This is a genomic window from Cupriavidus sp. L7L, assembly GCF_004353535.1.
Classification (GTDB): Bacteria; Pseudomonadota; Gammaproteobacteria; order Burkholderiales; family Burkholderiaceae; genus Cupriavidus; species Cupriavidus oxalaticus_A.
The window spans coordinates 1-1,747 of the sequence record NZ_SMNY01000160.1 but is presented as its reverse complement, the minus strand read 5'-3'; the positions used below and the strand labels follow the sequence as shown (position 1 = coordinate 1,747).

The window sequence follows — 1,747 nt, the reverse complement described above, 5'->3', positions numbered from 1 at the left end:
ACCAACATCCTGGCGCTGAACGCCGCGGTGGAAGCCGCGCGTGCCGGCGAGCAGGGCCGCGGCTTTGCCGTGGTCGCGGGCGAGGTGCGCAGCCTGGCGCAGCGCAGCGCCAACGCGGCCAAGGAGATCAAGGGCCTGATCGGCGATACCGTCGAGCGCGTCGACAACGGCTCGGCGCTGGTGGGCCAGGCCGGCAAGACCATGGACGAGATCGTGCAGGCGGTGAAGTCCGTGACCGACATCATGGGCGAGATCAGCGCGGCCTCGGCCGAGCAGAGCGCCGGCATCGAGCAGGTCAACCAGGCCGTGGCGCAGATGGATGAAGGCACGCAGCAGAACGCCGCGCTGGTCGAGCAGGCCGCAGCAGCAGCGGGCTCGCTGGAAGAGCAGGCTTTGCGGCTGCGCGATGCGGTTGCCACCTTCCGCGTCAGCATGCAGGCCGAGGTTCGTCCACAACGGCGCCCGCAACGCCTGCCGGCCGCGCAGCGCGAAGCGGCGGCCCGGTCCATGGCACAGGCTTAGTGCGAAGTTCAGTAACAAGGGTCACAAGGGGGAGTTGCTATGCAGTGGTTCAATCAATTGCGCGTCACGACCAGGCTGGTTGCCGGATTCCTGGTCGTCGCGGTGATCGGTGCCGTCATGGGCCTGTTGGGCGTCGTCAACATGGGGCGCATGGCCGACTGGACCGGCAGGATCTATCACGGCGACCTGCAGGCGCTCAAGGCCGTGCAGGACGCCAACATCAACCTGGTCTACGCCAGCCGCTCGCAGATCGGCCTGCTGTCCGCGTCGACCATGGGCGAGCGCGCCACCGAGAAGGAGCAGATCGCCAAGTCGCTGGGCGTGATGGACGAGCGCATCCGCAGCGTGGCAGGCGCCTTCTCGTCGACCGCCGAGTCGCAGGCGCTGGTCAAGCAGTACCACGACCTGGCGCCGGCCTTCCGGGCGCGCATGGAGAAGTACGTCGAGCTGGTCAGCAAGCAGCCGCTCGATACCTCGCAGTTCGAGAGCCAGGTGTTCACCGAGAGCACCGACCTGCTCAAGGACAGCCATGCGCTGGAAGCCGTGATGGCCAGGATGGTCAAGCGCCGCGACGACCGCGCCCGCGGCAACATGGAAGAGGCGCAAAGCGTGTATGACGCGACGCGGCTGTGGATGCTGGGCCTGGTGCTGGGCGGCCTGGCGCTCTCGGTGCTGCTGGGCGTGCTCCTGGCACGCGGGCTGTCGCGCCAGCTCGGCGGCGAGCCGGGCTACGCGGCCGAGATCGCGAAGCGCATCGCCGACGGCGACTTCTCCGCGCCGGTGGCTACGCGCGCCGGCGACAAGAGCAGCCTGGTCTATGCCATGCAGCAGATGCAGCAGCAGCTGTCGCACATGGTCCGCGATTTCAAGGAATCGGCCGAATCGATCGGCACCGCCTCGCGTGAAATTGCGGCCGGTAACAACGACCTGTCGCAACGCACCGAGCAGCAGGCCGCGTCGCTGGAAGAGACCGCCTCCAGCATGGAAGAGCTGACCAGCACCGTGCGCCAGAACGCGGACAACGCGCGCCAGGCCAGCGGGCTGGCGGCCAATGCGTCGGAGACCGCGCTGCGCGGCGGCGAGGTGGTCGGCCGCGTGGTGCAGACCATGGACGAGATCAACGATGCGTCCAGGAAGATCGTCGACATCATCGGCGTGATCGAGGGCATTGCCTTCCAGACCAACATCCTGGCGCTGAACGCCGCGGTGGAAGCCGCGCGTGCCG

Annotated in this window: 2 protein-coding genes; both read left to right on the top strand. The window is 68.1% G+C overall.

Annotated features, from left to right (window positions below; genetic code table 11):
* A partial coding sequence (locus E1J61_RS36765; RefSeq protein WP_243737135.1) for a methyl-accepting chemotaxis protein occupies positions 1–522 on the top strand: 522 nt, incomplete at its 5' end.
* Between the two features lie 39 nt (positions 523–561).
* Positions 562–1,747 (top strand): methyl-accepting chemotaxis protein (locus E1J61_RS36760; RefSeq protein WP_207951316.1); only part of this gene is annotated, 1,186 nt, incomplete at its 3' end.